Raw genomic sequence first — 26,544 nt, 5'->3', positions numbered from 1 at the left:
CCCGCGACCGAAGATCCACGCTCAATGCTTTTCCCATCGTCAACCTCCATCGAGGTGGACGTTGAATCAGCACAAAACGCAGCCGTCACTTCACAATCGATTCATCGATCACAGGACGTGCTCTAGAACCGGCGTTGCGGGGCGGTACCGCCACCGCACAAGCCTTCATCGACTCACTTGTCGACTTTAGTACGAACGTTGATCAGCTGCCCCTACTCGCAAGCGCACCCGACCTGCAAAACCCCGAAATACGCAAAGCGGTGTGGGATTTGACGCGCGATGCTACTCCGATCATCAAGCACCGGATTAGCCGATACGTGGAACGCGGGCCGATCGGAGCAATGGTGAAGCTAACGAACAACCACCGGTGTCAGGGCTGCGACGTCTTGGGTCAGGCTTGGGCCACGTTCTTCAAACCGGATGGTATGCCGTATGTCGAAGCTCACCACGTGGTGCAGGTATCGACACTCAGCGTTGATGTGCTGGGGCCGCAAAACGTCATTACGGTCTGTCCAAATCACCATCGCCAGCTTCACTTCGAGGTCACCACGGTGCTGCACCTTGGCGACGAATTCGAATTCATCCTCCCTCCGCACCTCGCGTTCCGGATTCGGAAGTTTTCCGTCTGAGACTAGCGTTAAAGCTTCGATGAAGGCGGTGTGGTTGGCTCATCCGCGCATCTATCGCCAGTCGCAATATTTGTAGGAGCGGCTCCAGGTAGTCGTTACGCTTTATCTCGCATTCCCACACCTCCACGACAGCCCAGCCCCGCGAACGCAGTGCGCCCGCAGCAGCGGCGTCACGCTCCCGATTGCGCCTAAACTTCTCCGTCCAGAACGCGACCCTGGACTTTGGCGTGGTCGCGAGATGGCAGCCCGGATGGCGATGCCAGAAACAGCCATGAACGAATACCACGACCTTTCGCCGGGGAAAAACGAGATCCGGCGTTCCCGGGAGGCCCTTAACATGAAGGCGGTATCGCAGACCGGCGGCATGAAGAGCCGATCGCACTTTCATCTCGGGCGACGTGTCCTTTTGCCGTACCGAACGCATTATCCTGCTGCGCTGTGAACTAACGGGATAATCGTCGTTGTCTATATGGTCACAGGTCATGGTTCTCAGTGCTCATTAGGGATGCAGCCGCCTGCGACGCTATAGGCGAACGTCGCAAAAACAGCCGCCTTCAGGCGCCAAAGTTGGCCGGACGCGCCATTCACGCTGAACCGTGCATTCCTTGAGGAGTCGACTCTCAGTCAAGTCTCACCGCAAGGAACGTCCCATCTAGACCGTTGAGAACTGAGAACGGTCGTTTAAGGCTCGTCACCTGCTCAGAGATTGAGCTAGCATGATCGTGGTGTTCGTCGGTAACTCGCCATGAGCCCATTCCCTGATCAAAGAAGATCGTGCCAGAGCCACGCGGCGTTCGAAATTCAAGGCGACGGCGGTGCGGCGCGGATTGGACTTGTGACACCTGCACTTTCGGCACCACCTCGACAAGCGATTGCTCCATAACCGCCGTACGCGTAACTAGGTCGGCCCAATCCCTATGCAACCACGGTCCTGTACGAGCCCCACCGCCGGTCTTGGCGGCGAGAGTCTGCACTTTGACGTTGGTGTCATAGTCGCTGAAGGCGGCGACCACTTCCGTCAGGAGACGGATGGACAGCGGATTGAACAGGTACTTGTCCGAATAGCGAATCTCCAAACACGGGGCAGCGAATACCTGCGCTAATTCCGTCGAGCGCGCGCGCAACAGCGCCCTGAGCCGGGCACCGAAACCCGCGGCTGGTCCGTCGAGCTCATCAGCAATCTCGAAAATGGCCTCACTGCCGCCGGCCGAGAGCAGGGCGGATACATCTAGCCGCTCCCGCGGCGCGGCAAGCGCCGTTGCACCTCGTACCACCGGAGCATCGGAGACAGAGCCCCAACCAATACCCACGGCCTTCGCGGATGCAGACGATGATGCCCAGGCGGTTAGCCCACGTGTCGAGACCACACCCGCCAGCCAGGCGTCGTTGTCGACTTCGTTTCGCGCTACGATGTCGACGCGTGCGCGCTGAGCCCATAGTACCACGTTCCGACGCGTGACGGCATCGGTAGCGGTCAGCGCGCTCGCGTCGACTGCGATCTGCACCCCGCGCCCGCGAGCGCCCCAGCGTTCCAGAACGGGCGCCATTTGCCAAGTCTCCAATTCCCACTCTGCAGGAGGCCCTGACATGAACACGACCAGTGTATTCGACGCATCGTCCCCAAGGCGGTCGGAGAGTGCTTGGGGGAGAGGTGCGGATTCATATTCGGTGGCAGGTCCGAACAGTCGGAAGCGCTTGGGAAGGTCCAGACTGCGTCCAATGGCGGTGAGTAGGGAATGCGCTGCCCTCCGGTCGGTGCCTTCGACCGCATGTTGGCTATCAACCGAGAGCACGCAGCGAGGGCAGGCGAATACTGCATCGGGATCGCCACAACGGCCCAACTTGCTGCAGTCCAGCAAGTCTCTAGCCTCGTTAAGTATGCCGATGGGATCACGAGCTATCGTGGCAGAGAAGCCGGCGCCTCCGCTCGCCCGGTCGAAGACAGCAGCGGTCCAATTGCGCTGGCCGGCAGGATGGATGGCGGGAGGCGCCGCAAAGCCCATCTCGTCAGCATCCACGCCGAGGCGACGCGCGGCCGCTTCTCTGATCGCCAAAGCCACCGTCAGCGCCACTTCACGGCTGGCGCAGTCGTAGAGTTGTATTTCGCAGACGTCGGTTCGAATTTCGTGACCGAGTCGTAGATGGCGCGCCACGGCATAGGGGTTGATCTCCGGCGCGCCTGTGCAGGTGCGTTCGTCGGCCGCACGGGGGCCTCCGCGAAGTGGACGGTGCCCCGCGAGGGACCCGGCGCCATCCGCTTGGTGTTCGGCTTCCGCGCGGCCACAGTGCAGGCAGACCTCGAACCCATGGCCGTGCGGACCTGGATTGAACCAGAAGACCAGACCGTCCGAGCCGGTCCGGAGGCGCCCGACGTTTGGGTCCGGGAGAGCGCGCCAAGCCAGAGTGCGCGCCGAGACCCAGGGGTCGACGAGCATTGAAGTCCCGGTGTCCGAGGGGTCATCATGAACTTCGTAGCCCGCGTCGACGGCAAAACCGGCTGGAGCGAGGAATCGCATGATCTTGAAGTCAGAGCTGCCGCAATCGGGGCAGGCGCCGGGAGACACGGCGGATGGCGCCGACAGTAACGCGCCGCAGGACTGACAATGGCGCATCTGACGAAGGCTTTGCACCTCCCGCACACCGGCCTTATCGGCGGGACGTTTCCAATTCAGCGTGACGCCCGCGGACTCTCGCACGACACCGTCCACCACCAAGCTCCGCCCAGGCGCATACTCGAATATGGCGATGTCGCGTTGTCGGGATGGGTATCCTCGAGAACTAAAGCGGTTCTCGCCAGAGTCCTCTCGCTTGTGTCGCTCGACCCCAGTCTCCGTCACGAAGGACACCACGTCGCTCGGGAAGCCATATGACGGTAGGAATCCGCGACCGGCGAGTTCACCCAAAAGGTAATTTCCCTGGAGCCTCCGACGTTGGAAGTCCCGCGCCTTGGATACCACAGAGGTTTCGGCATCCGGCTCATCGCCCCTTAGTGCGTCCCATTCCGCGCTCAAATCCGACTGAATGCGCTCGATCGTATCCCGGACACCTTCGAAGAGGTCGGGGTCTGGTCGCACGGGGGTCCCGCGCAACACCTCCTCAAGATCCGATGTCATCGTCTTGAGACCTGCAGCGGCGGCGTCGAGCCATGCTAGGAAGCGACGCCAAGGCAAGTTATTCAGGACTTCTGCGCTGAGTCCGAGGCCGAAAAAGGCGCCATTCGTCAGTTTGTGAAGTTCGGCGCCCTGAGTGGCCAGAAAGCGCGCAAGAAGAAGGGCGTGGGCGTGACGTCGAGCGATGGTTGGGCTTTCGAGACTGACCACCGGCGCGGGCGCTTCTCGCGCCAGGAAGGCGCCGGGATCTGCGAACGCGAGTCGGTCGAGCGGTCGATCCTTGCAAATCGTCAGGCCAAGAGCGATCGGCTGACGCGCCCGTCCCGCCCGGCCGACACGCTGCCGGTAATTAGCGATCGCCGGTGGCGCATTGGTGTTTAGAACCGCCTCGATGCTTCCAATGTCAACGCCCATCTCCATGGTGGTCGAGCAGCCAAGGACGTTGACTTTTCCAGATTTGAAGGCGTTTTCGTAGTCGCGGAGCAGGAAACTCGGTTGCTGAGCGGAGTGCTCCGCCGCGCGCAGCCACGGCGAGAACCTCGCCGCGCGATCCTGCTGATCGCCCCAGGCCCCCTTGGCCCTCAGGAGCGAGACACGTTCATCGGTCGCTAGCCAGTCGTCGAGAATTGAATCGGAGACGCGACCTCCGTGGGCATCACGGCGCCATGGAAACGGCAGGGTCGGCATGTCGACGGCTTCGGCTTTCGGGTGCACACCGAGCTTGTCGTATGGGCTTAGTCCGCGGAAGGTCGTGTCCACCAGACGTCGAGTGTTGGGGCACCAGAAGGCCCTTTCGATCGGCGTGACATTCATGTCGCCGAGCCGTAGCCGGAAGCCATTCGGACTGACCGTCATGAACCTTTGCAACGTCGACCATGCTGCCCGCAGAAGTTCGTTCAAGTCATCCCGAACGCTTGGATCATCGCGATCGAGACCAAGCGCCTGGACAAGCATCCGAACCACGCGAGAAGGTCTTGGACCGTAGGGGTGTGGCCAGAAGCGGACGTATCGGCTTGAGGGAAGCGCAGGCTCGAAAGGTACCATTTCCACGTGGCTCTGGCGGCGGTCAATCCAACGCATCCAACGTTTAGCGTCGAAATCCAGGATGACGTTAGTTCGGACAAAATGCGTAAGGAGAAGGCGCACGAGGTCGCGCCAGTCGTCTGCATTCAACCCTAAGCGCGTTGCGGAAGCCGGAACGACCACGTTGGGCTCGTCCAGGCCGGGAATGGTCAAGCGCAAAAGGCCCAATGTCTCAGCGCTGTTGGCGCGGACGGGCCGTCGCATGATCTCCCGATATAGCATGAATTCAGCGAGCCGCGCTGGGTCGGAGAAAGTCTCTTCGCGCTCGACCCAGAGATTCGAGAGAAAGCGGTTGATTGTGGGCTCAGCGGCGAGTCGATCGACAAGTTGGCGCCAGGCCTTCGGGGTGGCGACCCCTTCGAGCCTGATTCGCGCCAACCGAAGGTCAGCCATGAGGCTGAGAGTGATCCCGTCCTGCTCGTCGGAGGCCAGTCGCTTGAGCTTAGCCTCGATCGCGGCGATGGCCTGGTCGTCCCGCACGGGACGATCCTGCACAAAGTGGTAGAGAAAGCTTCGGACGAAGCCGCGCTCCGATGCCACCTGCAAGTTCGCCGCGTGTCGGGCCGTGCCCTGCCGCGCATCGGTGAAGGTAATCAGTTGCCGGCCGTCGAGCGGCAAGGGCTCGTCAGCGTCAGGTTTTGGCGATAGGTGCCCGACGAGTCCAGGGGTGATCTGAGACATCAAGTAGGGCGCACCCGCGACGAGCGATCGAAGCACGCCGGCCTCGAGGTCCACCTTCTTGGGTGCCCAGCCGCAACATGGACACTCACCTACGTGGCGGCTCGCGGTCGTTGGTAACCCCGCGCCGTCCACGGTCTCGACGATCGCACCGGTTTTTGGCTCGAAGCGGATTATCGGAGACGGCCGTGCCCCGCGCGCCCCTAAATATCGGCGGTTCACGACCGGGGATGTGGTCAGCGGCGCATCGTCTTGTGTGTCGTCTTCGGCGCCGAAGGTTTCGTCGCGATCGAGCGTTTGCTCGAACTCACCGTCCCCTGTGCCGCCTGTCCAGGCCACAAGATGCGATCCGTCGGCAGTTTCTTCAGCCTTGAGCGCACCATCGCCGCATTGAATGCAATAGGCCCATTCGAGCACGAGCGATCCGCAGTGTGAGCAATGCTCTCGCGATTCGAGGAAGACGGCGCCGAAGTGCCAGTCGGCTGCTTCAGATGCGGCGGGCCGCCCGGGACAGGTCGGGTTCACGCAGGCCCAGAGACCGGAAAGCGTCCGGTGGAAGAGGTGTAGGCGGACCGGCAGGATTGAGTCTCCGCCAGCGCTGGCCAGCGCCGGATCGGAATGTGGGTCCTTCGCCCTTGACGCTTCGACAAGCAGGCGCCTCGGGTCTACGTCCGCGCCGCCGATCTGGCGCGCCTGCGCGCTCCAGCCGCTCCAGCCTACGATGGCGCCGGCTCTGAACTGCTCCCTCAGGACCCTTAGCGGTGCAGACTTAGCGAAGATCTCACCGGCCTGGAGCGGTTCCATGCCCGCTATCTCGTCAAGTTCGATGAGATTGCTATTGAGGGCAGGAGAGGCCGGTAGCGACGCCCTAACACCTCTTACCACGTGAATATTTTGCTCTGGTGCGCCTGACAGATCTCGAAGGAAGGATCGTAGCTCGGCGGCGTCCGGGCCGCCGATCGTCGCTGAGGTCGCGACGTATCGGAGCTCTTCGGGTTTGCGACCGAAAGCAAGCGCGACGCGGCGTAGTAGGAGAGCAATTTCGGCCGCCTGGGCGCCGACATATGAGTGCGCTTCGTCCAGTACCACGAAGTCAAGCGTACCTTGTGACGCCCGCAGGATCGGTGCGTCCTTCTGCCGGATCAGCATGTACTCCAGCATGGTAACGTTGGTGACAAGAACCGGCGGAGGCGAGCGCCTGAGTGTCGTCCTATCAGCGACCTTCCAGGGTTCCCCACGCGCGGCGGTGCTCCGCACACTCTCCGGCGTGTCGCCATTGTAGAGGCAGTAGCGCAGCGCTCCGCCGAAGGGGGCGAACCACTTTGACAGCCGCTCCTCCTGGCTGGCGATAAGTGCGTTGAGCGGATAGAGCATCAGCGCGCGCACTCCTTCGAGCGGTTTTGCACCGCTATCGGAGGATCGAACCAGCCCATCCAAAATCGGTGTCAAAAAGCATTCTGTCTTCCCTGAGCCTGTGCCGCTCGACACGATCACCGAAGCGGCGCGTTCGCCGCAAAGCTGCTTCCAAGCGTCCACCTGGTGGGTGTAGGGCGGGTATGCGACTTCACGCAGAACTTCGAGCGTTCTTGGGTGCAAAAGGCCAGCCGGCAATCCGCCCCAACCGCCCTCTAACGGCAACCAGGGATAAGCGCCTTCGACAAACGGTTCGGAGAGGGCCGAGTTAGGCTGACCAGCGCGCGCACCCAAGCCCTCACGCAGATGCCGATTGAGATCGACTGAACGGAGTCGAGCCATACCGACAATCGCATCTGCAGCATCGCGTGGCAGCCGCGCCAGAAGCCTCTCGATTTCCATCACAGGTCCATTCGTTGGGTGGTGCCGGGGTCTATAGTCTCGCGTCCAAGGGCGACGGCGAGAGCGCTCTCGAAGAGCTGACGGTCGTGGAGCCAAGCGGCCCGACATCGTCCGACAACCTGCGGGTTTTGATGGAGTTTGCCGGCCGCCATTCGCGCCGCCACTAGGGGAGCAGCGATCAAATCCGCGAAGGCTGGGTCGTACCGCTCCCAAAGCTCGCGTCGCTCTGGCAGGAGCCCCGCGAGATGCAATCCGGTCGGTGGCTCGCGATGCTCACTCTGACGAGTCACGAACGCTTCGGCGAGTTCCCGAAGCGTTTCCTTCGGACGCCGGCATAGCCTTCCGATGAGGCCGGGTTCCAAATCTGCTCGTGGCGCGACCAATAGGAAGGTGATCCACGCATGAGTCGCTAGCCCGGGCTCCAGATCAGCGATTTGGCCGAGGGCGGCCGCCACATTGCGCCCTGCGTCGGCAGTCGGTAGTTCCAACCGTTCCAGGCGGCGCTCCAACTCGTCAATTCTCGTTCGAAACGCAGACACCCAGTGCTCGACTTCCGTTGCGCACCAGAGGAAGGGTAACTCACTTTGTAGCCGGATCACGGCGTCGCGCTCCTCAAGAGTGTCGCAGGTCGACAGGATCCACGGAGCCGCCTGGGGGGCACGGCAAAGTGACCGCAGGGCATCGATCGCCGGCACGGGCACGTTGCGATCCCGCGCGGCCACGCTCAGATCGACCAAGAGGCGGAGATCAGCGCGGTTCAAGGCTTCCGGGTGCTTTAACACTGTAGCAAATGCATCGTCCCGGGCGTCACGTCGTGCGATCCTGAAGGCCAGACGAAGCGCACTTCCACGATCGTCGTCGCCCGGTGGTTGGGCGACCACCTTCGGTCTGAGCGAGGTCCCGTCACTGGTTCGCCCGAAGATCAGCCAGGGGCCCGGACCGAGCTCTTGCAGGAGTCGCGTCTGCAATTCCTGCAAGGAAAGGCGTGGAAGGTTGTTGGAGAGTTTCGCGGTAGGCTGCGTCAGCGCTAGCGCATCCAGATTCCAACCAAGGATACTCGAAAGGCCCGAGAACGGCGAAATGCCTTTCTCGGCCACCAGCGGCTGGTCTTCGTCGTACCAGGCGATCTCGGCGAAGTGGTCACCTCGACCGGCCCAGCTCAGGCGCACCTCCGCATCGAGGTCCGGAAAGCTACCAAGGAGATCCCGCAATTCGTCTTGAAAGGCCGATAGCGGGACGAGACCGTCGATACGACGCGTGGCCTGCACGGGCTGTCCTGCGCCCTGCCGAACCACCAGCCATAGGTCGCGACCGCCAGGCGCCAACAGGCGGAACCCATGCAGTCGATCGATCGAAATCTGGGCCCGGCTTACGGCGGGCCGCATGTCCGGGGTCAACAGGAGCGGCTCGGCAATCGGATCAGCGAGCGTTAGGTCGAGTTGGGTGTCCCATCGCAGCGCCACGTGTAGCATCGCGCCTGGGGTGTGGAGTCGAAGATCGACGCGCGCGTCATCACCATTCCTGGAGATCGGAAGGATCTGACCGCCCTTCGCCGCAACGCTGGCCCCGAGCAGATTCTCGATTTTCAACGAGTGGGTTCGCGGTTCTCCCGATAGCACCAATTCACGCGGCGCAACGTCGGCGCAGGTCCAAGCGACCAGTTCACCGCCCCGCCTCATTGCGATCTCGACCCTGCCCAGGGGCGCGTGTTTGTTCGAAGAACGCCACGAGCCTCTCCCCAACGACCGCCAAATTAGGTCTTCCGACGAAACCAGCGTGTGATGCTGACCATCCGAAAGCCAAGCCTTTGGCGTCCCTAGGAACACCGTCTCGCGCACCCGCCGTAGAGTCTCTCCTGTGAGGATCAGTCGCTTCGTATCCTCGCGCTCGGCCGCGCTACGCCACGTGAGACGCCCATCACCAAGGTCGAGCGAAGCTTGCCCGACGAAGGCCAGAAGACAGCGTCCATCGAGGATGCAGTCTCCCAAGTCAGAAGGAGGCTGTTCGAACTTCAGTGCTGAACGAGCCTCCTGCGTTACAGCCATAGCCAGCCATGGCCGAGTGCTTCGAAAGGGCGAACTGCCAATGAATCTTAGTTCAAGCGCGTTCTCAAAATCGACGCCAGGATCTGGCTGGAAGAGGAGGACAGGCGCGTCTACCGGCTCGCCGGCAAACGCGGTGAACTCTTCGACTAAGGTCTCCCCTGCAACTGCCGCCAACCTAATTGCCTGGTTCAGGCGAGCGGGAACTTCGAACGCCTTGACCAGCGGACGGGACTCCCACGCTGTCGCCTCGTCTGATTCCACCTGTTCCAGCACGGCGATGGGCCGGTTCAAACCCGGCAGATCACCCCGCGGAAAGATGCGCAGCCGAGTGGCACCTTCCATCGCTGCCTGCAATTGGGGAGATGTTCGGACCACGTCGAGTTCACCTGACAAGGTGAGTTCGGCCCGCGGCGCCCACCCTTCGGCGGTGCGCCGCAGCAATCGGCTTGCCGCCAGGGCTCCCCCTTCGACGCGCCGGGTCCGGACCAAGTCTTCCACCAGAGATCGAAAATCGCCTTCCTCCAAGTCAAAAGGCAGATCGTTGCGCCAAGCAGGCACCACAGAATCCAGGTGGAGCACGGGATCTCGGTCATTTCGTTCGTGGAGGGGCGGCAATTGTTGACGGAAACGAACGATTACCGTGGACAGCGCCACGGCTGGCTCCACCAGCGCCTGAACAAGCGTTTCGCCCGCCCGCCATGCCTCACTTGCGACGGCCTCGGCAGGTGTGAAGCCCATTTCGATCGCCAAGATGCTGCGCTTCAGCCATAACCCCAAGGTTCCCTCTTTGATGGCAGCAGCTGGAAAACCCGCCTCGCGCACTACGCCGAAGAGGAGCGGCACGTCGGTCGGCTGAGGGCGTCGCCACCGTTTCAAGCCAGCTTCGGCGGCTTCCCGCACCACCGCGTAGCGCACGTCGGCGGCCGAATCATTCGCGTGATATCGAATTCCAAGGACAGCTAAGGGTCTGATCCAGTCCCAAGCCCCCCCGGCGCGTTCCCGGCGATACCACTCGGCTGTGAAAGCAACGAACAAAGCCTGACCATGGGAGTCGTTCAGCGCGGTCGGTCCATGGCGTTTTAGGACCTCCCGAACGCCCTCGAACTCTTGTCGGCTGAATCGGTAGCGATAAAGTGGGCGCCCATCAGGGAGCGATAATCCGCGCGATCGGAATAAGGCCTCGTAAGCGCCGCGTAGACCTAGACGCGGCTCGTCCATATTTCCCCCCAGGCTCCCAATTCAGATTGTGACACACTGTGCATTAGTTGTGAAGTTTTCCTCTGCGAGCAGGCCGCCTAGAGGGCGAGAGCGGACTTTTCGACAATAGGAACGATTTCGAAGACAATTTCGACGGCCTCGGCAGGCCGCTTGCACGGTCGTCGTTCAGCTTCCCCGAACTATCTTCGCGGAACGATTCCCAATGGCAGCTATTAGCGCGACTACGACCTGGAGCATGGTCATCGGCAACGACTACTTCCTGGGAGGAGACAATTTGCGTCTATGGCCGACGTGGGCGCATTGCGGACCAACAGCGTTGGGCCGGATGCGACCGGAAGCTTCAGGAGAAAAAGACCTCCTAGGCGGATAGTTCCACGTCGCCGTGTCCGGCTTATAGCGGACATTCGGCAATTTGGCAGCGAATGACCACATTGTGACAATCTTGCCGAAGACGAACGTCTAACCTAAACCCCCATCCAGGACATCAACCAAATTGGAGCCACTGTTTGGGACCGGGCGTAGTTGCGACGTTTGCCCTATCCGGACGTGTGAGCAAATGCCGTGGGCAACCGTGATGCGTGCATTTTTTCGTTCGGTTGCTGCGATGATCGTGATGTCCAGCCTGGCAGGTTGCACCAGCATTTCTTACTACGCACAATCCTTGAAGGGTCACGTGGAGATCATGGCGGCGCGCCAGGATGTCGAAGAGCTGATCGACGATCCTTCGATCCCTGGGACATTACGCGCTCGAATGGAATCGGCGAGCGCCATCCGACAGTTTGCGATAGATGAACTAGCGCTTCCAGACAACAATAGCTACCGCAGCCATGTCAACGTTGGTCGGGACGCCGTGACATGGGCCGTCTTCGCAGCGTCGGAATTCTCGCTGACGCCACGAACATGGTGCTTTCCGGTGTTCGGATGCGTTCCGTACCGAGGATACTTCTCCAAAAGGTCTGCGATTGAAACCGCTGTCGCACTTCAGAGGCAGGGCCTGGACGTCTATCTGACGGGCATCACTGCATTTTGCACGCTTGGCTGGTCAAGTGACCCGCTGCTAAGCACCATGCTCAGCCAAGATGAAACGTATCTTGCAGGGCTCGTGTTCCATGAATTGGCCCACCTCACGTCACGCCGCGCTGCCGAAAATAAGCCTGCATCACCTTGCGGCTCGAACGGTTGTTCTGCGCCAGCCTGGTCGGATCGAGCACCGCCTGTTCTATCCCCTCTCGCGTCAGCGCCGCTTTGAGCGCCGCGATATTTGCATCGATGTCGGCATTGTTCGCCCGGAGCGATGCATAGATGCTGTCGGTCGCCTCGGCCACGGTCGGCTCGCTCACGGGTGTACTCCTTCGGCTGTTCGGGCGGCGGCTTAACACAGATCAGCGGCTTCGCCATACCGATAAGACGGCTGATGGGCGGCAACAGTATCCCCTGGGACTTAAAAGGGATACCGATGACGCGCGCCAACGGCTCGCTGCTTTCGGGAAATGGTGTCGCCCGTGGTGAACGGCCGATATGGCGGCCCGTTACTGTCGCCTACCTGGGCCGGAACCAGACTCGCGGACTGTTTACGCCCATTGACTCCCGGAGGTCAGGCGCGCGACCCGGATCAGGATTCGGGCCAGTGCGGTCGTAGTGGGCAGGAGCAGCGAAAGAATCTTTTTTCGCTGAATCAGCGCAGAAGTCCGTCACTCTCGAATTCGTCCCAGCCCTTCAGTTTCTGACGTGACACCTCGTCCCGAGTGCTGTCAGGCGCAGACGCGGCCCTGCGGCCGCTCTTTTGCGCACGCTTCAGGGCGGCCTTTCCGGCGGCCCGCCGCCTATTCTCTGCAGCAGCTATCGCGTCGTCCTCGCGCCAGACCGTAACCAAGTCGCGATCGAGCACGTCCTCGATGTGACGTGGGTCAAACACGTGAAAAGTTACCTTCCTTGCGCGACCACGAAGTTTCACCGTACGTGTGCCTGTGCTTTGCAAGCGGCCGTCCTTGAGCCACCGGTGCCGCTCTGCCGAAGAGATCGTCAGGATGTCTTCGACTTCACGGGGAATTACGGGCAGGCCTTCGATGCCTTCCAGCGTTTTGGACACAATCGCCGACGCAGTCCGGAAATCGCCATAGGCGCCTTCCGGCATGCGCAAGGCCCCGACCTCGATACCGAGCAGCTTTTTCGCCGCCAAAGGCAGGTGGGCTCGCACTTCGCGAACGATCCCTCTGGCTCGGACCGATGACCCAAGCGTGGCCGCAGACGGGAGCGTCCACCCTTCGATCAAATTCGCAGCTGCATCCATTTTCTGGCGTGTGGACATGGGCCTTAGATAGGTCTCCCATCATGTCGGCTTCAACAAGTGTGGAATCAGCTAGCGCGGCGCTCCGGCACTGGCCTTGAACCATGCCTTGTTCCAGCCCTCGCTAGATCGCAGCGCTCTCGGCCTTCGTCGGATCACCCATTCCGCCTTCAGGCCGCCAGGTTCCCCAGGGATGTCCGCTTCGGGAGAGCGGCAACGCAGGCCTCAACGGCCGCTATGCAGCGTAAACCGGACGTTCGCGATACGTGCCGGACAGCTGGCTGCCCGCATCTGATTGAGTTTACCCGCGCGTTCCGGCGTTCTCAATTTTTTCCAGATAATCTGCCCACCACTGCATCATCTTGACGCGCTCTTCCCAGTGCTCCGCCCGGGCATAGGCGCGCCGAACGTCGTTATTTTCAATATGAGCCAGCTGTCGCTCTACGGCGTCTGGATGCCACTTGCCGCATTCGTTCAACAGAGTTGATGCCGTTGCTCGGAAGCCATGGGCCGTTGCTTCATTCTTGCTGTAACCCATGCGACGCAGGGCGGCGTTGAGTGTATTGTCGGAAATCGGACGAGAAGGCGATCGCACGCTTGGAAACAGCAGCGTCCCAGCGCCGGAGATTTTTTTAAGCTCGGCCAGGATATCCAAAGCCTGCGTTGAAAGAGGAACGCGGTGCGGTCGTCGCATTTTCATTCGCGCTTCCGGGATAGTCCATACCGAACTTTCGAAGTCGAACTCCCCCCATTCGGCAGCGCGAAGCTCACCGGGGCGGGGAAACAGCAGCGCCATCAACCTCAGAGCCGCTCGGGTTGCGGGCTGTCCGTCGAATGTCTCGATCGCACGCAGCAAGCCGCCGAATGCCTTCGGATCGGTAATGGCGGCACGCGGCGTGACCGTTGGCCTGATGAGAGCGCCCCTCAGCGCGGACGTGGGGTCAGTGTCGGCGCGTGCAGTGGCGATGGCGTATCGAAAGACGCTGCCAATGGTCGAGCGCAGCCGCCTGGCCGACTCGTATCGACCGCGCACCTCCACGCTACGAAGGGCAGCAAGGATAGTGGCCGCATCAATGTCCCGAATGCACTTGTGCCCACAGGTGAGATAGGCGAAGTCGAGTAGCCATTTGACCTTGGTGATAGTCCGGTCGGCACGTCCCTCTTTCTTCAGCTTGTCCACATATTCCTCGGCGATTGATCGAAAGCTGTCCTTTGCCGAACCGACCTTTCGCAACTTGCGTTCCTGCGCGGGATCGATGCCAGTGAGGAGGAGACGTTTGGCGTCATCGCGCGCCTTGCGTGCTTCGGCGAGCGAAATAAGGGGATAGCTGCCCAACGCCAGAAGCTTCTGCTTGCCGTCAAATCGATAGGCGAGGCGCCATAGGCGGGATCCGGTGGGCTGCACCCAGAGCTGGAGCCCGCCACCATCAGACAATTTCAATAGCTTGGAAGCAGGACGGGCATTTCGGCATTTCACGTCGGAAAGGGCCATTTGTGGGACACCTCCCTTTGGCTGTTTCGATACCATCAGGATGTCCAGTACCAACGGAAATACCAGCCCTCCGCCTCGTTAGACCAAATACGCCGAAATTCCATGAAACGCGCTCAATCGCGCCATCCTTCCCAAAAAGATGAACGATTTCAGTTGTTTGTGCAAACAGAAGCGTAGAAGATTCGGCGAAAGGGAGTGTCGGGAGAGGAGGGGATGGTGCCCAGAGGCGGATTCGAACCACCGACACGCGGATTTTCAGTCCGCTGCTCTACCAACTGAGCTATCTGGGCCTGCCCCAGTGGGCGGCAATCTGCACACCGGGTTCATGAAAGCGCCGTCGGCACCCCTTGAAAGCGCGTGGGTTATAGCACGGGAATTCGGCCTGTCCAGCGCTTAGAGCATGATCCCGAAAAGTGGAATCCGGTTTTCGGAAAAAAGATTATGCTCAGACAAAAAGCATGATCCCGAAAAGTGGAATCCGGTTTTCGGAAAAGATTATGCTCAGGCAAAACGCCAGAACCTGTTCCGTCCGACAGTGCCCGGATGGAACAAGTTCTGGACATTGATTTCAGTCGGAAGCGACAGGCAGTCCGCAAGGCCGATCATCGGTCACGATCGCGGCTGCGAAACCGTCCCAAGCCTGTGGAAAACCGCAGGTGGACGGTGCTATTTGTGGTCGTCGTTCTCATCCTCGTCGTCGCGGCCCGGGATGACGTAGACCCCCTTCAGCCAGCGGTTGAGGTCGATGTCCTTGCAGCGCGTCGAGCAGAACGGGTAGGTTTCGCGCGCCGATGGCTTGCCGCATTCGGGGCAGGGCCGCTTGGGCCGCAACGGCGTGACCTTGTCGTCCGGGCTCATATCCGCGCACCCGACAGCCAGTTGGCGTGCACCTTGAACCCTTCGCCGCTGAGCAGCGCCACCGTCTCGCAGAGAGGCAGGCCGACGACGTTGGTGTAGGAACCGACAAGCTTGACGACGAAGGCGCCGGCAAGCCCCTGGACGGCATAGCCGCCGGCCTTGCCGCGCCATTCTCCGGATGCGATGTAGGCCTCGATCTCCTCGCGCGGCAGCCGCTTGAAACGCACCCTGGTCTCCACCAGCCGCAAGCGCTGCTTGCCGCCTGGCGTGATCAGGCAGATGCCGGAATAGACGCGGTGCGAACGGCCGGACAAAAGCCCGAGGCAGTTGGCGGCGTCGTCGAGCGTCTCGGCCTTGGGCAGGATGCGCCGCCCGACGGCGACCACCGTGTCGGCGGCCAGCACGAATGTCGGCACGTAGTCGGTCTCGGTCTTCAGCGAGGCCAGCGCCTTCTCGGCCTTCTGCGTCGCCAACCGCTTGGCCAGCGAGCGCGGATGCTCGGCACGCAGCGGCGTCTCGTCGACATCAGCCGGCAACACACGGTCCGGTTCGATGCCGGCCTGCTGCAGCAGCTCTATCCGGCGTGGCGAACCCGAGGCAAGCACGAGCTTCTGCAAAATGCCCATCGCGATCCCGGCCGGGTCCTTGAACTTACTTGAAGCGGTAGGTGATGCGGCCCTTGGTCAGGTCGTAGGGCGTCATCTCGACCAGGACCTTGTCGCCGGTCAGAACGCGGATGCGGTTCTTGCGCATGCGGCCGGCCGTATGGGCGATGATTTCATGTTCGTTTTCGAGCTTGACCCTGAACATCGCGTTGGGCAGCAGTTCCGTGACGACACCCGGAAACTCGAGGACTTCTTCCTTCGGCATTCGATACCTTTGCTTGGATGGGTACTTCCAGCGCCCCGGCCGGAAAGTTGCGCGGAACCTATATGATAAACGTCCGCTTGTGAACATGCTTAATCCGCGGCGTTTTCAGCCCCGTTGCCGAGAAAACGGCGGCCGATCCGCGCCTTCAGCCGCTCGCGCACGTCGCGATAGGCAGCCATGATCTGCTCGCGCGTGCCGCCGACGCCGGTCGGGTCGGGCATCGGCCAATATTCGACCTCGACGGCCAGCGAACGGGTGAGCTCGAGCGCGGTGTGGTGGGCTTCCGGCGCCAGCGTCACGATCAGGTCGAAATAATCGTCCTCGAGGTCGTCCATCGTTCTCGGGTGCCGTTCGCCCAGTGAAAGGCCCTCTTCGGCCAGCACGGCATCGACGAACGGATCGCGTTCCCCGCCGCGCACCCCGGCCGAGGCGACGAAGGTGGTGGGCGGGAGCACCTTGCGTGCCAGCAATTCGGCCATCGGCGAGCGCACTGCGTTCATGCCGCAGACAAACAGGATCGAGCGGGGCAGGATCGAGCGGGGCAGCGGGGCGGCCAGTTCAGCCTCGCCAGTGCAGCACGCAAATCAGCGTGAACAGCCGGCGCGCCGTGTCGAAGTCAATCTCGATCTTGCCGGCAAGCCGGTCCATCAGCGTTTGCGAGCCTTCATTGTGCAGGCCGCGCCGGCCCATGTCGATCGCCTCGATATGGCTGGGCGTCGCGCTTCGGATGGCATCATAATAGCTTTCGCAGATCATGTAGTAATCCTTGACGATGCGCCTGAGTGGCGTCAGCGACAGGATGTGGGTGACCACGGCTGCGCCGTCCTCACGCGTCACGGCGAAAACCAGCCGGGATTCGGCCAGCGACAGTTTTAGTCGGTACGGCCCGGCGCCATCGTCATTGACCGGTTGAAAACGGTTCTCCTCGATCAGGTCGAAGATCGCCACCGCCCGCTCATGCTCGACATCGGGCGTCGAGCGGCCGATCGTCTCGTCGAGCTCGACATCGATCAGCCTGGCGCGGGTTTGGTCGTAGTCGGACATTTCTACATGTTCAGCCGGATGCCGACGGAGCGTCCATGCGCATCGAGGCCTTCCGCCTTGGCGAGCGTAATCGCCGCCGGCGCCAGCGCCCGCAACTGCTCCGGCCCGAGCTTCAGGACCGAAGTGCGCTTGACGAAATCGAGCACCGAAAGTCCGGACGAGAAGCGCGCTGAGCGCGCTGTCGGCAGCACGTGGTTGGAGCCGGCGACATAGTCGCCGATGGCTTCCGGCGTATGGCGGCCGAGAAACACTGCGCCGGCATTGCGCATCCGCGCCAGGAATGCCTCGGGATCGTCGATGGCAAGCTCGACATGTTCGGCGGCGATGCGGTCGACCAGCGGCAGTGCCGCCTCGATCGTCGGCACCAGGATCACCGCGCCGAAATCGCGCCAGCTCGCCGCCGCCGTTTCTCCGCGCGGCAGGTTCTGCAACTGCCGCTCCACCGCCTGTTCGACCGCCTCGCCAAAGGCAGAATCATCGGTGATCAGGATCGATTGCGACGATACGTCGTGCTCGGCCTGGGCGAGCAGGTCGGCGGCGATCCAGTCCGGATCGTTGCTGCCGTCCGCCACAACCAGCACTTCCGAGGGCCCGGCGATCATGTCGATGCCAACCGTTCCGAACACCTGGCGCTTGGCCGCCGCGACATAGGCATTGCCGGGGCCGACGATCTTGGCGACGGGTTTTATCGTTTCGGTGCCATAGGCAAGGGCGGCGATCGCCTGGGCGCCACCGACGCGGTAGATTTCTGAGACGCCGGCAAGGTCCGCTGCCACCAGCACCAGCGGCGGCACGTCGCCGCCGGAGGCCGGCACCACCATGGCGATGCGCTCGACGCCGGCGACCTTGGCCGGCACCGCGTTCATCAGCACCGAGCTCGGATAGCTCGCCGTGCCGCCCGGCACATAGAGCCCCACGGCCTCGATCGCCGTCCAGCGCGAGCCGAGCTCGACGCCGGCGGCATCGGTGTAGCGGTCGTCCTGCGGCAGCTGGCGCTGGTGATGGGCGCGGATGCGCTCGCGGGCGAATTTCAGCGCCTCGACCGTTTGCGCGTCGGCTGCATCGTAAGCCTTGGCAATGTCGTTCCTGGAGACGGCGATGCCGAGCTCGGCCAGGTCGCCGCCGCCGAATTTCTGCGTGTAGTCGACCAGCGCGGCGTCGCCCTCGGCGCGCACCTTGGCGATGATCTCACGCACCACGGCGTCGACATCGGCCGAGACTTCCCGCTTGGTCAGCAGGAACGCGGCAAAGCGCTGCTCGAAATCGGCGTCGGACTGGCGAAGCGTGATGGCCATCGGCTCAAACCCTGTGGGCCGGGCGCGACGTCGCTTCCCAGGCGCCGCCGACATCGGCAAGCCGCGCCTCGATGCATTCGACATCGAGCATGATCGCGCCGCCGCCCGAAAAGATCAGCTCGACGATGCCGGCCGGCTTGTCGAGCGCGAGAAAGCTGATCGCCAGCAGCGACAGCACTTCGTCGGGCTTGTCGCGGGCAATGCCGCTGGTCTTGGCGCCGAGCACCCGGTCGAAATGCAGCACGGCCTGCCGCCGCTCATTGTGCTGGCGAAAGAAGCCGGATTTGGCCTCCCAGACGAAGCGATTCATGGTCAGCACGAAGCGCTTTACCGAAGGCAGGTATTCAAGATCGCTGACCTTCATGACGGCATCCTGGACATGCGCCGAGATGATGCTCAGATCCTGATCGTCGAGCGCAACAAGCTTGAGGGCCATGCGGATTTCACACCTGAAGGTTGGACTATTCAGCCTTCTGTTAGGCGGTCTTTCCGGTCCGTGCAACCGCGCCACAAGCCCTGCGGAAAGGCTCTAGCCCGAAATGCGCTCGATCTCCGCGCCGCAGCCGGACAGCTTTTCCTCCAGCCGCTCGAAGCCGCGGTCGAGATGGTAGACGCGGTTGACCGTGGTTTCGCCTTCGGCGGCGAGGCCGGCGATGACCAGCGACACCGAGGCGCGAAGATCGGTCGCCATGACCGGCGCGCCCTTCAGCTTCGCCACCCCGTCGACGATCGCGGTCTGGCCGGACAGCGTGATGTGGGCGCCGAGCCGGGCGAGTTCCTGGACGTGCATGAAGCGGTTTTCGAAGATCGTCTCGGTGATGCGCGACTTGCCCTTGGCCATCGTCATCAGGCCCATGAACTGCGCCTGCAGATCGGTCGGGAAAGCCGGGAAGGGCGCCGTCGTCACGTCAACCGGTGAAATGCCGGCGCCATTGCGCCTGACGCGGATGCCGGAATTGGTCTGCGAGATCTCGGCGCCGGTCTGCGAAATGATGTCCAGCACCGTCTGCAACAGATCGGGCCGCGCGCCTTCCAGCACGACGTCGCCGCCGGTCATCGCCACCGCCATCGCATAGGTGCCGGTCTCGATACGGTCGGGGATCACCCTGACGCGGGCGCCCGACAGCGCCTCGACGCCGTCGATGGTGATGGCCGCCGTGCCGGCGCCGGAGATCTTCGCGCCCATGGCGTTGAGGCATTCGGCGAGGTTGACGATCTCCGGCTCGCGGGCGGCGTTTTCGAGCACCGTCTCGCCCTTGGCCAGCGAGGCCGCCATCATCAGCACATGGGTGGCGCCGACCGAGACTTTCGGGAACACATAACGGTTGCCGACAAGCCGGCCGTTCCTGGCTTTGGCGATGACGTAGCCGGTGTCGACGTCGATATCGGCGCCCAGCGCCTGCAGGCCTTCGAGGAAGAGGTCGACTGGGCGCGTGCCGATCGCGCAGCCACCGGGCAGCGACACCTTGGCTTCGCCCATGCGGGCCAGCAGCGGCCCGATCACCCAGAACGAGGCCCGCATCTTCGACACCAGCTCGTAAGGCGCCGTCGTGTCGACAATGTTGCGGGCGGAGAAAGTGATGGTGCGCGAATAGCCTTCCTGCTGCTTTTCGCGGCGGCCATTGACCGAATAGTCGACGCCGTGATTGCCGAGGATGCGGATGAGCTGTTCGACATCGGCCAGATGCGGCACGTTTTCCAGCGTCAGCGTGTCGTCGGTCAAAAGCGCGGCGATCATCAGCGGCAGCGCGGCGTTTTTCGCGCCCGAGATCGGGATGCTTCCGGCAAGCTTGTTGCCGCCGACAATTCTGATGCGATCCATGAAGAGCGTCCCCTCGGCTATAAGGCCGGTTTAAATCGGTTGAGTCTGTTGCCGACGATCTAGACCATTGGCCGGCTTGGTTCAAGAAACAGGCTATTCCCCACTTTGGCCCACGCTGATTTGGCCAAATACCGGGGACCAACATAGCCGATTCGCGTTAATCTTTTTTCATCTCCGCCTGCACCCCGTCCGGCCGCTGGTCGGCGTCGCCGGTCCTTCGTGAGCGCAATTGCGCCTTGCGCTTCTGCAGATTGGCGCGCAACTGCTCGGCCAGCCGGTCCTTGCGGCCAGTTCCTGCCTTTTTCGCGGAACCATCCTTCTTCGGTGGCTTGTTCGGAGAAACTGCCTTGTCGTTCATCGTTCCGTCCCCGGCCCGGCGACCCGCCGGTACGGATCAAGGGATAGCCAACATTGTGGCACGGCCATGTCCGCAACGATTGCCTGGTGCGGCCTTTCAACCCGGCCCCGTTTGTGCCCCTTGTCTTGGCCTTGCGCTTGCCGGTTCGATATGGCAGAAGCCCCGCCATCGGCGGCTGCGGTAGCTCAGTGGTAGAGCACTCCCTTGGTAAGGGAGAGGTCGAGAGTTCAATCCTCTCTCGCAGCACCATCGAATTCAGCATGCACCTGTCAGCGCCAACTGGTCTGCCCGCTGCAGCCGGCTTGACAAAGCTTGCAGCCGGGAACAATCGCTCAATGACTCGCGTTTCTTGCGAAGACCCGCTTCTTTTGCACGGGCAGCGGCCTCGAAGGCTCGCAAATGTCGCGCCGGCGTTTCAATCGCACCCGCCTCAGCCCTCACGATTTGGCTATTTGTGAACGCGTGTTTGATCAGGTTTGCGCAGATGAGCACATTGATCCTTTAAGCCTGGCTGCCGAAGCCTTGGCGGTGATGATTGTCGCAATCTTCCGAAATGTGACTACCAATGAGCGCGAGCTGCTGGAGGAAGTTAGGTCTCTTCGTGGCTCAAAAGGCACAGAGAAGGCGCACTAGCTTCGCAACGTTCTGGGGCGAATTGGCCTAGTCCCGCTTTGGCACAGCCATTTGGTATCTGAATTGCTCATTGAGAATCGCCAGAGTGTAGCCACCGAGCTTGCGAAGGGGATGGAAATGGGCTTAGCCGAAGACTTATCAGATGTCGCGCTCACATTCGAATGTCCGGATTGCTCGCATCCGGCGGTAAGAAAGGGCTCTGCACTAAGAACAATCGCGCACTTCAAATGCGACGGGTGCAACGCAAAGGTGCGGATCACCTATCCGCAGAAGCTAGCGATCTTCGAAAAGCACAGGCTATTGGCCGCAGGCGACCGCCGCCAGCAAGGCCAGGAACACTACGGTGCCCGCAACAACATCGATCGGGCCGCCGATGCGGCCGAAATGGCTTCGCGACCGCTGCCGCGCGCGGCGACGCGTGCTTGAGCCTTCCTCATCCGCGCGACCTTACGCATGTTGACCACGGCAATGCCGTCCATCGGAATAATTCGGGCGAAGGGCGCGTTAGTTCATTAGACGATGCTAAAAATACGGCAACGTGTCCGAATGTCACTTCATGAAGCCCGCCAGACAGGCTGCGGCTTGCTCTGGCCTAACCTCGAAGGGAACCAGGGATGAAAATTTCGACCTCTTTGACAAGACGAAGTGTTGTCGCCGGGCTGGCGCTGGCCGCCGCATCGACGGCGGTATTGCCTGCCGATAACGCATTCGCCCAGGCTAAGAAAACCACATCGGGGAAAACTCTATATGAGCGGCTGGGGGGTGTGTTCGCCATTGCAGCGGTGATCGATCATTTCAGCGACGCCGTCGTGATGAACCCGATTGTCGGCAAGAAGTCCAAGAACCCACAATTGCGCAAATGGCACACCAAGAACCTTGAAAGGTTGCCCGGCCTCAAGTTCATGCGGACGCTGTGGGTCTGCGACGTTTCTGGCGGGCCCTTCAAGTTCGTCGCCACCAAGCCCGGCACGACGCCGCTCGGCCTCGAGGAGGCACATCGCGACCTGCGGATTTCCCCCGCGGAATTCGATGAGGTCGCAGCGGAACTCGGGCGGACCTTGGATCATTTCAAAATTCCGAAGCCTGAGAAAACCGAAGTCCTGGAAGCTTTCGCCGCTCACAAGGACGAGGTCACCGCCGGCTACGTCAAGCCGGGCTGAAGCGCTTATATCGCGCGGGCATTCGTTCTGGGCATGGGGCGCGGCGCCGTGGCTATGCGGCGCAGCCGCACCGCGCAATTTTCCCATGGTTCCTACTCCGAACCCACCCGAACTGTCTCGACTCTGAGCGACCCTTCCGGCAACGGGCGCAGGAGTTCAGCCTCGGACCTCGTCAGGTGGATCCAGGCCGCCCAGTCCGATGGCCGCAGCACAACCACTTGCCGGTTGTGATATGGCGCCACGTCCGGCCCCGGCTCGCTCGTCAGCATCGTGAACGTCGGCGGCTTGTTGCCGGTTCCCTCGCGCCACAACCCGGCAATCGCCATGAACGAATGGCCATTCAGCGTGAACCTGTGCTTGGTTTTTGGATATTTCGGTCCCGTGAATTCGAAGAATGCCGACGCCGGAACAAGACAGCGCTTGCTGTTGCCGAACTGCCGGCCCTCCGAGCGAAAGTTGAATACAGGTCCACCTTTTGGCCCGGCCGGGGGAAAGCCGAACGTCATCGACGCCAGTTCGATTGCGTCGCCGGCGGCGCGCATTACAGGCCCGGGGTCGTTGATGTGGATGTCATCCGCCTGCGGCAGATCCAGTTCGGTTTGATGGCTGGGGATTTTGAGCGCCAGCGATTCCATCATCCGGCAGTATTCGGCCCAGGCGATGTGCTGCTCGTAGTCATTGCACATGGAAAGGCTCCGTACGCTCGACCGTTCAATCCATAGCGTTTGGTTGGCGCTGATTGCCGGCGGATTTGATATAAGCCTATTTGGGCCGGCGTGCGGCAGCGATGGTCTGCAACAGATTGATGCTGTTCACGTCAGGTTGACTGGATGCGGCGACGGCAAGTGCGGCGGCCTCGGCTATTTTCGCGACGTCGTCGCTGCTGATCAATCCGCGCTTTTCCAGCAGATTTACAAGCTCGACAACGAGAAGAAAGGCGTTCACACCATATCGTTCGGCTTTGAGCTCGAACTCGCCTCGGGCCAATTTCTCCCTGTCTCCTTCAGCCCGTTTGTCCACGTCGGCGTCCTCTCCTATGGCTACAAGCTATTAACGCTTAGCACGAATGGTTTAATCCTTCGAACTGGCCACAACCTTCGCCAATTGCCGGGCATAGTGTCGCCGGTGGCTAGGGCATGGTTCGGTTCAGCCAAGGATGAGACCAGCCAACAGAACGGTAAGAATAAAGGACAACACGACGGTAAGTAGCCCCCATGCTTCCAAAGTGTTGGTTTGCCAAGCTTTCGTCGGGCGCCTCCGGTTTGAATTGCTCTTTCGCGAACCAAACTTCATCGGGCACCAGATCGGACGCGGAGCCGGCTTGAATTTGGCAAAGCGCTCCTCTTCATCGGCCCGGAAGGCATCTCCGCGAAACTCCGGAGCACCGTATGCGCGGCGCCGGCCTGCCTTTCATCGACCCGGGCCATCACCAGTATGACACCTTCTGCGATCTTCGGCTTGCGCGGCTTCTGGGCGAAATTGGCCAAAGTTCCGAGAAGCACGCCGGCAAAGCCGCCCCACGCCGCACCGACCAGAGCCATGCCGGTCATCCCCGCAGGATCAACGTCTTGAGCTCCAAAAGCGCTGAAACCGGCTAACAGACCAGCCGTGGCGCCAAGTGCGGCACCGGCGACGGCGCTCCGCCAGACAGCGCTCATCTCATCGTCGTAATATCCAGCAACGCTGATCGGTTCATCATTGTCGTTGTAAGATCCGACCACGCTGATCTGGCGACGGCGAATCCCGGCAGCCTGAAGCGCGGCAACGGCACGTGCTGCCTGGGCATGGGAATTGAACAGTCTGCTGATTGTTTGCATTTACGCCCAGGCCCGACGCTCGTTAGCAGCGTCGGGCCTCTCCTCCCTGGCTTTGAACTCTTCCGTCCGGACGCATCTTCGTCGCGCCAAAGCTCACCACAACGTGAGCCAGCCGGCTACGTTCCTCAGCCGAGGCTTCGGTCCAACCCCAGAGTGTCTTGCTTGGGACCTAAGTCTGACCAGCTTGGGCGTGCTGAGGCCATGCCGCGCGGGGACGGTCGCCAGCTCGAAGAGACGGTTCAGATGCTATCGCAGACCCAAAAAACTCAAAATGGCTATTACGATCACTATCGCGCCGACCAGCCAGATAATGTTGTTCATGATTGCACTCCTTCGCCTCCGGGCGGGGCGCACGCCGGGGCGAAGCCCGCCACGCAAGTAGAACATTAGATACGGCTAAAGGTTCCTCGCGGGGCCTGCCAGTCGAAAGAGCCCACCGCACCAGTCGGCACGGCGGGCGACGCGAGTTCACCCCGGTGGGAGAAGACCGCGTTGCGTCCAAGGCTCAGCTGATGCTTCTGGACCAGTCATCAACCTGGCGCTCCGCCTCTTCCTTGGCGATGCCATATCGCTCCTGGATACGCCCCAAGAGCTGGTCCCGGTTGCCCTCGATCCGATCAAGATCATCGTCGGTTAAGTCACCCCACTGCTCTTTCGCCTTGCCTTTGAACTGCGTCCATTTTCCCTTGATTTGATCCCAGTTCATATGTTCCTCCTTGCTTCCTGGGCCCGCACTGAAGCGGAGCGCGGACCGATCGGCATTTCAATGTCGGTGACGAATGAAGATTAGCGGCCGCTAAAAGTTCCGGTGCCGGCGCAAAAAGCCCGCCGTGCCCGTGCCGGACTGCGAGGTGATGTTGATGATGCCTGGAGCTTGATGATCCTTGCAGCGCCACCCTATCCCGTTGACGTCGCTGAGCTTCTTCCTGGTTGGCTTTGGCTGGCAAGTCTCGACAGGCTGCCCAGCAGCATCGTTCTGTCCTTGCCGATCATCAGCACGCCGCTGTCGGGCGCCAACAGTGCCGAGAACGGCAGCATCGCCGCGCCGATCGGCGAGGCCTCGGGGCCGAATTGTCCCGACACGATTTCCGGCGCCACGATGCCGATGGCGCTGATCCTGTTGAACTGGGTCTGCACCTTTGCCAGCAGCTCGAGATGGATCGGCCGCGGCAGGATGCTGTCGAGAACGATCGCCTCGATGTCGATGACGGAGGTGATGGCGATGATCGCCTCGACCAGCGCATTGGCGCAATCGTCGATCCATTCGGACAGCGGTTCGCGCGCCCCCGGCGGCAAGGGGTCGAGTTCGCGCACGCGATTGATTTCGATGCCGCGCGATTTGAGATGATTGACCAGCACATAGATCGAAGCGCGATGCAGCAGGCTCTGGTAGCGTGCCGGCTTGGCCGCCACCGAATCGAGGCTTGAAGGCGAGACCGGCAAAGGACCGAGCGCGGCGCTGTTGCCGTGCGGCCCGGTGTGGACCTTGCCGCCTTGCACCAGTCCGCCACCGACAAAGGTGTCGATCGAGATATGCATGAAGTCGCGGAACCGCGCGCCGATCCCCTGAATGAGCTCGGCGAGTGCGGCCGATGACGCGTCGTTTTCCACGAAGACCGGGGTCTTCGGCTTTGTGGCGAAGAACGTCGTCAGATCGATTGCTTCCCAGCGGCTGCCAAGGTCGTCGGGAAAGCCGAGCTCCTCGCTCCAGCCGCCGAGGAAATACGGCGAGGCGATGCCGACGCCGACGATGCTGGCATCGCCAAGCCCCTCGACCAGCTTGTCGAAATTGGCCAGCGACATGTTGCCGGCCTTTAGCACCATGTCGGGATCCGGAAAGCGATATTCGTGCGACTCGCGCGAGCGGACCTCGCCGGCGAAGTCGACGAGCACGGCTTCCAGCGCGCGCCGGCCGATCTTGATGCCGACACTGTAGATGCGCTCCGGTGCAAGTCGGTAGAGAGTGGACGGCGATCCGCGTTGTCCGAACCTTTTTCCCACTTGCTTTACAAATCCTGACGATTCCAGCCCGTCGACAATAGCGGCGACCGCGGCCGGCGTCAGATTTGCGGCGCGCGCCAGATCTGACTTGGATGCCTCCTTCAGGCGGCGGATGGCATCAAGCACGAAGCGCTCGTTATAATGCCGCACCTTGACTGAATTGCTGCCTTTTCCGGACAAAACCGGCGCCTCCCCACTCATTTCCGCAGAGTCACTCCAGTCGTCGGCAGCTTTGGCTGCCGCGGGGAAGACCACTCCAATCGCACCCGTGCGCGACGCGACAGTGCCCTTCGCGGCCATGGAAGTCAATTTTCCAGTTGCGGCATTCA

Annotated in this window: 24 protein-coding genes, 2 tRNA genes and 1 pseudogene; 7 read left to right on the top strand and 20 right to left on the bottom strand. The window is 61.6% G+C overall.

Going from position 1 to position 26,544, the window contains the following annotated elements; genetic code table 11:
* The first annotated feature begins 134 nt into the window (after positions 1 to 134).
* A complete protein-coding gene (locus NMG46_RS28115) occupies positions 135 to 629 on the top strand; it encodes an HNH endonuclease signature motif containing protein (protein ID WP_091595100.1) in 495 nt (164 codons plus the stop codon).
* Here NMG46_RS28115 and NMG46_RS28110 read toward each other — a convergent pair.
* The 3 genes from NMG46_RS28110 to NMG46_RS28100 all read right to left on the bottom strand — a co-directional run bounded on the left by NMG46_RS28110 (position 580) and on the right by NMG46_RS28100 (position 10,578).
* Positions 580 to 1,113, bottom strand: a complete 534-nt coding sequence (locus tag NMG46_RS28110) for a very short patch repair endonuclease (protein ID WP_091595102.1) — start codon at positions 1,111 to 1,113, stop codon at positions 580 to 582. The genes NMG46_RS28115 and NMG46_RS28110 overlap by 50 nt on opposite strands.
* 136 nt (positions 1,114 to 1,249) lie before the next feature.
* Positions 1,250 to 7,315 (bottom strand): DEAD/DEAH box helicase, encoded by a 6,066-nt coding sequence (locus NMG46_RS28105; RefSeq protein WP_254820572.1) that lies wholly within the window; start codon positions 7,313 to 7,315, stop codon positions 1,250 to 1,252.
* Entirely contained in the window at positions 7,315 to 10,578 is a 3,264-nt protein-coding gene (locus NMG46_RS28100; RefSeq protein WP_254820571.1) for an STY4851/ECs_5259 family protein, read from the bottom strand. Before NMG46_RS28100 ends, NMG46_RS28105 begins: the two co-directional genes overlap by 1 nt.
* Positions 10,579 to 11,134: 556 nt before the next feature.
* On the opposite strand from NMG46_RS28100, the pseudogene NMG46_RS28095 reads away from it, so the two are divergent.
* Positions 11,135 to 11,692, top strand: a pseudogene (locus NMG46_RS28095) (aminopeptidase); the annotation flags it as partial.
* 10 nt (positions 11,693 to 11,702) lie between these two features.
* Here the strand turns inward: NMG46_RS28095 and NMG46_RS28090 are convergent.
* From NMG46_RS28090 to NMG46_RS28030, 13 genes are all read right to left on the bottom strand, one after another.
* Positions 11,703 to 11,918 (bottom strand): hypothetical protein, encoded by a 216-nt coding sequence (locus NMG46_RS28090; RefSeq protein ID WP_091595108.1) that lies wholly within the window; start codon positions 11,916 to 11,918, stop codon positions 11,703 to 11,705.
* A 335-nt stretch (positions 11,919 to 12,253) separates the two neighbouring features.
* Positions 12,254 to 12,886, bottom strand: coding sequence for a hypothetical protein (locus tag NMG46_RS28085; protein ID WP_091595110.1), 633 nt, complete (start codon positions 12,884 to 12,886; stop codon positions 12,254 to 12,256).
* Positions 12,887 to 13,166: 280 nt separating this feature from the next.
* Positions 13,167 to 14,357, bottom strand: a complete 1,191-nt coding sequence (locus tag NMG46_RS28080; RefSeq protein ID WP_091595317.1) for an integrase arm-type DNA-binding domain-containing protein — start codon at positions 14,355 to 14,357, stop codon at positions 13,167 to 13,169.
* Positions 14,358 to 14,571: 214 nt separating this feature from the next.
* Positions 14,572 to 14,647, bottom strand: a tRNA-Phe gene (locus NMG46_RS28075).
* Between the two features lie 376 nt (positions 14,648 to 15,023).
* Positions 15,024 to 15,215, bottom strand: coding sequence for a DNA gyrase inhibitor YacG (gene yacG, locus NMG46_RS28070; RefSeq protein ID WP_254820570.1), 192 nt, complete (start codon positions 15,213 to 15,215; stop codon positions 15,024 to 15,026).
* Positions 15,212 to 15,841 (bottom strand): Maf-like protein, encoded by a 630-nt coding sequence (locus NMG46_RS28065; RefSeq protein WP_254820569.1) that lies wholly within the window; start codon positions 15,839 to 15,841, stop codon positions 15,212 to 15,214. Before NMG46_RS28065 ends, yacG begins: the two co-directional genes overlap by 4 nt.
* A 25-nt stretch (positions 15,842 to 15,866) precedes the next feature.
* A complete protein-coding gene (gene infA, locus NMG46_RS28060; protein WP_006200926.1) occupies positions 15,867 to 16,085 on the bottom strand; it encodes a translation initiation factor IF-1 in 219 nt (72 codons plus the stop codon).
* A gap of 89 nt (positions 16,086 to 16,174) precedes the next feature.
* Positions 16,175 to 16,642 (bottom strand): low molecular weight phosphatase family protein, encoded by a 468-nt coding sequence (locus NMG46_RS28055; protein WP_302897276.1) that lies wholly within the window; start codon positions 16,640 to 16,642, stop codon positions 16,175 to 16,177.
* A 1-nt stretch (position 16,643) separates the two neighbouring features.
* On the bottom strand, positions 16,644 to 17,129 hold the full coding sequence (locus NMG46_RS28050; protein ID WP_254820567.1) for a UPF0262 family protein: 486 nt from the start codon (positions 17,127 to 17,129) through the stop codon (positions 16,644 to 16,646).
* A 2-nt stretch (positions 17,130 to 17,131) separates the two neighbouring features.
* On the bottom strand, positions 17,132 to 18,424 hold the full coding sequence (gene hisD, locus NMG46_RS28045; RefSeq protein ID WP_254820566.1) for a histidinol dehydrogenase: 1,293 nt from the start codon (positions 18,422 to 18,424) through the stop codon (positions 17,132 to 17,134).
* A 4-nt stretch (positions 18,425 to 18,428) separates the two neighbouring features.
* Entirely contained in the window at positions 18,429 to 18,860 is a 432-nt protein-coding gene (locus tag NMG46_RS28040; protein ID WP_254820565.1) for a DUF2948 family protein, read from the bottom strand.
* A gap of 93 nt (positions 18,861 to 18,953) precedes the next feature.
* Complete coding sequence (gene murA, locus NMG46_RS28035) at positions 18,954 to 20,246, bottom strand: UDP-N-acetylglucosamine 1-carboxyvinyltransferase (RefSeq protein ID WP_254820564.1); 1,293 nt, start codon at positions 20,244 to 20,246, stop codon at positions 18,954 to 18,956.
* Between the two features lie 157 nt (positions 20,247 to 20,403).
* Complete coding sequence (locus NMG46_RS28030) at positions 20,404 to 20,604, bottom strand: hypothetical protein (protein WP_254820563.1); 201 nt, start codon at positions 20,602 to 20,604, stop codon at positions 20,404 to 20,406.
* Between the two features lie 174 nt (positions 20,605 to 20,778).
* Between NMG46_RS28030 and NMG46_RS28025 the strand changes: the two genes are divergently transcribed.
* The 4 genes from NMG46_RS28025 (at position 20,779) to NMG46_RS28010 (ending at position 22,397) form a co-directional block, all read left to right on the top strand.
* Positions 20,779 to 20,853, top strand: a tRNA-Thr gene (locus tag NMG46_RS28025).
* Positions 20,854 to 21,003: 150 nt separating this feature from the next.
* Positions 21,004 to 21,237: a hypothetical protein gene (locus NMG46_RS28020; RefSeq protein ID WP_254820562.1), complete on the top strand. Its 234-nt coding sequence runs from the start codon at positions 21,004 to 21,006 to the stop codon at positions 21,235 to 21,237.
* Between the two features lie 117 nt (positions 21,238 to 21,354).
* A complete protein-coding gene (locus NMG46_RS28015; RefSeq protein WP_254820561.1) occupies positions 21,355 to 21,663 on the top strand; it encodes a hypothetical protein in 309 nt (102 codons plus the stop codon).
* Positions 21,664 to 21,851: 188 nt separating this feature from the next.
* Complete coding sequence (locus NMG46_RS28010; RefSeq protein ID WP_254820560.1) at positions 21,852 to 22,397, top strand: group 1 truncated hemoglobin; 546 nt, start codon at positions 21,852 to 21,854, stop codon at positions 22,395 to 22,397.
* A 92-nt stretch (positions 22,398 to 22,489) separates the two neighbouring features.
* Here the strand turns inward: NMG46_RS28010 and NMG46_RS28005 are convergent, their stop codons facing one another.
* A complete protein-coding gene (locus NMG46_RS28005; protein ID WP_254820559.1) occupies positions 22,490 to 23,083 on the bottom strand; it encodes an SOS response-associated peptidase in 594 nt (197 codons plus the stop codon).
* Positions 23,084 to 23,126: 43 nt separating this feature from the next.
* Here NMG46_RS28005 and NMG46_RS28000 point away from each other — a divergent pair, with 43 nt between their 5' ends.
* On the top strand, positions 23,127 to 23,606 hold the full coding sequence (locus NMG46_RS28000; protein WP_254820558.1) for a hypothetical protein: 480 nt from the start codon (positions 23,127 to 23,129) through the stop codon (positions 23,604 to 23,606).
* Positions 23,607 to 23,686: 80 nt separating this feature from the next.
* Here the strand turns inward: NMG46_RS28000 and NMG46_RS27995 are convergent, their stop codons facing one another.
* The 3 genes from NMG46_RS27995 to NMG46_RS27985 form a co-directional block, all read right to left on the bottom strand.
* Positions 23,687 to 24,214: a hypothetical protein gene (locus NMG46_RS27995; protein ID WP_254820557.1), complete on the bottom strand. Its 528-nt coding sequence runs from the start codon at positions 24,212 to 24,214 to the stop codon at positions 23,687 to 23,689.
* A 505-nt stretch (positions 24,215 to 24,719) separates the two neighbouring features.
* Positions 24,720 to 24,920, bottom strand: coding sequence for a CsbD family protein (locus NMG46_RS27990; RefSeq protein ID WP_023677416.1), 201 nt, complete (start codon positions 24,918 to 24,920; stop codon positions 24,720 to 24,722).
* 191 nt (positions 24,921 to 25,111) lie between these two features.
* A complete protein-coding gene (locus tag NMG46_RS27985) occupies positions 25,112 to 26,515 on the bottom strand; it encodes an ROK family transcriptional regulator (RefSeq protein WP_254820556.1) in 1,404 nt (467 codons plus the stop codon).
* Positions 26,516 to 26,544: the final 29 nt, after the last annotated feature.

This window comes from Mesorhizobium sp. LMG 17147 (genome assembly GCF_024297145.1).
Lineage (GTDB): Bacteria > Pseudomonadota > Alphaproteobacteria > Rhizobiales > Rhizobiaceae > Mesorhizobium.
Note: the sequence above shows the minus strand (reverse complement) of the source record. Positions and strands in the feature narration are given on the sequence as shown.